The following is a 4,324-nucleotide window of genomic DNA, read 5'->3' as shown; positions in this document are numbered from 1 at the left end:
AACGTCAGCACCCGTGAATCTATATCCTGCCCGGCAGCCCAAAGCAGCAAATCTTCCACCGTCGGCACAAACTCGTAGAGATTGAACCGCGACACCAGAGCCGGATCGAGTTCGGTCAGTTGATATTCTTCCCCCGCATTCACCGCAGCAATCACAATACTGCCAGGAGGTAGGGATTTACCAGCCAAGGTTTTGTTGAGGGTCAGGTCTTGAACCGCCTGCAAAATTTCGGGGCGTGCCCGGTTAAGCTCGTCCAGAAAAAGTACCACCGGGCGATCGGGTGCAGGCCACCAGTAGGGCGGTAAAAAAACGGAACGGCCTGTTTTCTCATCTTTATGGAGCAAGCCAATCAAATCCCCCGGATCGCTCATCTGACCCAAAAAGAAGGGGATTAAGGGCAGTTTCTGGCGCTGACGGTAGAAATGGCTAATAATTTCTGATTTGCCAATACCATGCTTGCCCACCAGGAGGATATTTTGCTCCGGTGGGGTCAGTTCCAGAACTTGATAGAGTTCGCGGGCATCAATACGAATCATTTTGTTTTACCTTTATCTTTCTACCTTGTAACTACTGCCGTGTTAAGCTTGAAAATGTGGGTTAAAAAACCTAACCCCCTAACCCGGATTTCTCACAAAATAAGTTTGACTTATCAAAATCCTTATCTACTCAAAGTCATACAGAATAAGGTTTTCGACAGTGTTTTGTTTTTTTTATCTCTTTTAAGCAGGGTTAAATGCTTGCTATACAAGGTTTTTAGCGACTAGAATCGCAAAGTTTGTGAGAAATGCAGGCTAACCCCGTTCCCTGCAAGGGAAGGGGTGAATTTATCCCCTCTCACTCATCAGGAGAGGGGTTGGGGGAGAGGTCTTCGCTCGTTGCTCCATCCTAATCCACAATTTAAGGCTTGACACGGCACTACAAATCCTGATGACGAATCCAGTCAGAACGGCGATAACCCCGCTTGAGATGGGTTTTAAAGCGAACGCCGCTGTTATAAGTCTCCCGGAGAGCCTGAATTGCAGTGCGCAATTTGGGTAGCACCTCCTTGAACTGGTTAAAGGGAATCAAAATAGCAAAGTAGTCGTTGTCAGACAGATGAATAATCAGCTTGAGGTTAATACTATCGACTTCGGTGGCAAAGTCAAATCCATCTTCCTTGGCAATTTTACGCACCTGAGCTAAGATAGCTTGCACCTTCAAGTCTTTCTGTTTTTGGCGCTTGGCAGCTTGTGATCTTTGCCGATCGACCCGCTGCAAAAATGCTTGGACCAGGGCAACCACCTCACCAATGTCTGAAACGGGGGCCGGCGATCGCTCTCTGTCTAACTCTACCCATAGTTGTTGCTCCGGACTCCTAAGCAAATGTAAATGGGTATGATCTCGATACCAGCGATCGCTTGATTCTTCGAGCAGAACACAACAACAGAGGGTGTTGGTAGGGGGCTGGTCTACACTTGACCCTCTCTATTTGTCGTTTCAGAGCATAGGTTTCTATAGGCTTAAAGTAGCTATATTCCCCATACTGAATAGCTTGGGGATAATCGGGATCAGTTTGTACGCTGCCATCTAGTCGATCGCCAACTTTGCCATCTAAGGTTCCCTGTTTAGTATAACGGGGGTTGATGGGGAATGAGATAATATTCCAATCTTTGGGAATATCAGGGTTGGGTTGAAAACGATAGGATAAACGCAATGCAAAAACGTCGGCTGTTTCTGATTGCACCAGAGCCAACCCCTGATTATTAGGAACATATCGTTGCCCTAACCGGGGATTGAGCAGATTATTTTTATCTTCCCAATAACCTACCGCAGTTGCTCGCATATTTCTAGTTACGGTTCGTCCACTACTCACCGTTTTTTCGTCAGTCCAGCCACCAGAGGATTGAAACTTGCCACTACTTGAGACATTGAATGCTACTTGGGCTTTGAAGGAAACAACAAAACCAAGGGGAGCAAGTAGAGTCCGTAAGTCTAACTCTACACCTGCAGACATTGATGCTTCAAAGGAAGAGTCGAAACCATTTTTTTTGGAACTGGAGAAATTATAATTGACGTCTTCTGTTTCAATTAATTCTACTGTGCTAGCTTGTTTGTAAGTGTCAGTTTCTCCAAGGGATATAGGACCAACGGTCATGTTTTCACTTGGTATAGGTGGTGCGCCTTCAATGTAACCAATAATCTGAGGGTCGAACTGTACCTGAGAGATCCATTCAGTAATCAAATTACCGACTTGGTAACCAGTAATTAACTGCCATTTACCATCTTTAATGTAAGTGTAGCAGCGTTTGAAGACTCCAGTTAGATTCTGCTGGCTGTCATATTGCATATCTCCGTATTCAGTAACAGTAGGACTACTATCTATCTGAGCGTTGAATACAGTTTGAACTGCTGCCAAGGCTGAACGTACTTGGGGGATATCGTTACCAATCGGAGCATCAGAAAAAACAGATGTCGGTTTGCTTGCTTCTGCTCGCATAATCAGATGATTTCCCATCAAACTGCTGTCTTTCAACTCATTATCAAAAATTTCATCAAAGGTGTAATTAGCGATCTGGTCTTGCTTTTCTCCTTTGAGGCGGGTAAATACATTGTCGAGAATTTGCTCTTGGGTGCGTACGACTTTCCAAATTCGGACTTCTTCCATAATGCCATTGAAGCATTGATCGTAATTTGAAGGACCACCACCAGCTTTGTGAGCGCCAAGGGTGAATTGAGAACTCATCGGGTACACCATTGAATCATTAACATCTAATGATTCTGTTCCTATGATAACTCCATTACTATAAAAGAGAAACTCGGAAGCTTCCATATCTGGATTTTTACACCAAGTTGCACCTTTAATTTGAGCATGGTTGCCTCCTTTGAAATCATTGGCTAGATTTCCTTCGTTTTCTTCCAACTGCCACCAGGCAACTAAACCTTCTTCGCGTCCGGTAAGATTTTGATGAATTTAACCTTTTTCTAGTGCCCGACTCCAAAGCTTGATTTCGGAAATTTTACCGAGAAAATAACTCTCACCTATTCTGCCAATTTGTAGAGATTGATTATTACCTTCGGAACTAACAGCAGGTTCGATCACTCGGCTGCATACCAGCAAACCATCAATGTACATTTTCAGTTCTATAGCGCTACTTGAATCGGGAATAGGGAATAGGTATGGAGGGAATAGTAAACTGTTAAAGGGTTTCAGGATGCGCGAAATGTCAAGAGCCTTAATGCGTAGCGCTATAGTAGATAGTGCCATTATTGCCATTACCGCTATAGTCTTTAGCTGTAAGTCCATCAAAATGCCAGTATCCCACTAAACCTGCTTCTTTGCCTGTAATTCGGCTATCTTGATCGGCATTGATTTCCACTTCGGTGCGAGCATAGTTCCATATTCGAACTTCATCCATTTGACCTGAGAAGAAATCAGATTTTCCTTTTGAATCCCATTCTTGTCCTAAAGTCCAAGGTTTACCTTCAATATCTCCTAAAAGTCTGGCTGAAGTAATCTCCTTGATTAATACACCGTTCTCATAGATGTTTACTTCTGAACTTCCCTGATTTTCTTTGACAACTGCTGCTATATGATACCACTCTCCTATAATCCTTTCATTTTCATCTTTAATAGAATAGTTTTTACCACCTAGATGTATTTTGAAAGTCTTTTTTCAATAACCTAAAAAGAATAGGTTGCTTTGACTATGAGTATTTTTCCCAAGAAAGCAAGCTGAGGTATCATCATTAGATTTAATCCATAACTCAATTGTAAATGTATTTCCGGGATGAAAATGTCCAATTTCTATATAATCAGTTGAACCATTAAACTCTAGTGCGGCATTCGTGAGATAACTACTGTAATTGCTAGAATAATCGTATAAAACTAAATAAACTGGAGTCTCAACTCCAACTTCTAGAGATACACTGTTGACAGGAATACTGCTGGAGTTGACTGGAACCTCCGCACTTGTAGTAACTTTTGTCTCACCAATTTCTAACATTCTACCTGCTGCTAACTGGCAGGGAAAACGCATCTAATTTTTTTGACAAATGACCAAAATTAGAATTGGAAAATAGAATATGCGATCGCATTCCGTAGGAAAGAGGACTGGAAGTCTATCGCTGCTCAAATCACCATCAAAAAACACCTAAACTTTCATTGGGTATTAGATGTTCAATTTCAAGAGCATGATTCTCTCATTAGAACAGATAATTCTCCCGAAAATTTGACAGTAATTAGACAAATAGCATTGAATTTATTAACAAGGGAAAAAACTGTCAAAACTGGAATAACAAATTAACGAAAAAGAGCCGGATGGAACAATGATTACCTCCTCAAAGT

Annotated in this window: 6 protein-coding genes; all 6 read right to left on the bottom strand. The window is 42.2% G+C overall.

Features of this window, described 5'->3' with window-relative positions; all coding sequences use genetic code 11:
- The coding region (locus F6K22_RS33630) for an AAA family ATPase (protein ID WP_293108381.1) at positions 1–536 on the bottom strand (536 nt) is incomplete at its 3' end.
- 379 nt (positions 537–915) lie between these two features.
- A complete protein-coding gene (locus F6K22_RS33625) occupies positions 916–1,281 on the bottom strand; it encodes a hypothetical protein (RefSeq protein WP_293108378.1) in 366 nt (121 codons plus the stop codon).
- 73 nt (positions 1,282–1,354) lie between these two features.
- The gene (locus tag F6K22_RS33620) at positions 1,355–2,899 is read right to left on the bottom strand and encodes a LamG domain-containing protein (protein WP_293108375.1); all 1,545 of its coding nucleotides are present in this window, start codon (positions 2,897–2,899) and stop codon (positions 1,355–1,357) included.
- A 51-nt stretch (positions 2,900–2,950) separates the two neighbouring features.
- Positions 2,951–3,112, bottom strand: coding sequence for a LamG-like jellyroll fold domain-containing protein (locus F6K22_RS33615; protein ID WP_293108373.1), 162 nt, complete (start codon positions 3,110–3,112; stop codon positions 2,951–2,953).
- A gap of 100 nt (positions 3,113–3,212) precedes the next feature.
- Positions 3,213–3,638, bottom strand: a complete 426-nt coding sequence (locus tag F6K22_RS33610) for a LamG domain-containing protein (RefSeq protein WP_293108384.1) — start codon at positions 3,636–3,638, stop codon at positions 3,213–3,215.
- Positions 3,639–3,653: 15 nt separating this feature from the next.
- Complete coding sequence (locus F6K22_RS33605) at positions 3,654–4,016, bottom strand: LamG domain-containing protein (protein ID WP_293108371.1); 363 nt, start codon at positions 4,014–4,016, stop codon at positions 3,654–3,656.
- Positions 4,017–4,324 lie beyond the last annotated feature (308 nt).

This window comes from Okeania sp. SIO2F4, from assembly GCF_010672385.1.
Classification (GTDB): Bacteria; Cyanobacteriota; Cyanobacteriia; order Cyanobacteriales; family Microcoleaceae; genus Trichodesmium.
The sequence above is the reverse complement of the archived record's forward strand: the minus strand, read 5'-3'. Positions and strand labels throughout refer to the sequence as shown.

What these genes read in the sequence shown, in the direction of transcription:
- F6K22_RS33615 (WP_293108373.1), bottom strand. Translation starts at nt 3,112, where the DNA reads ATGTACATTGATGGTTTGCTGGTATGCAGCCGAGTGATCGAACCTGCT.
- F6K22_RS33605 (WP_293108371.1), bottom strand. Translation starts at nt 4,016, where the DNA reads ATGCGTTTTCCCTGCCAGTTAGCAGCAGGTAGAATGTTAGAAATTGGT.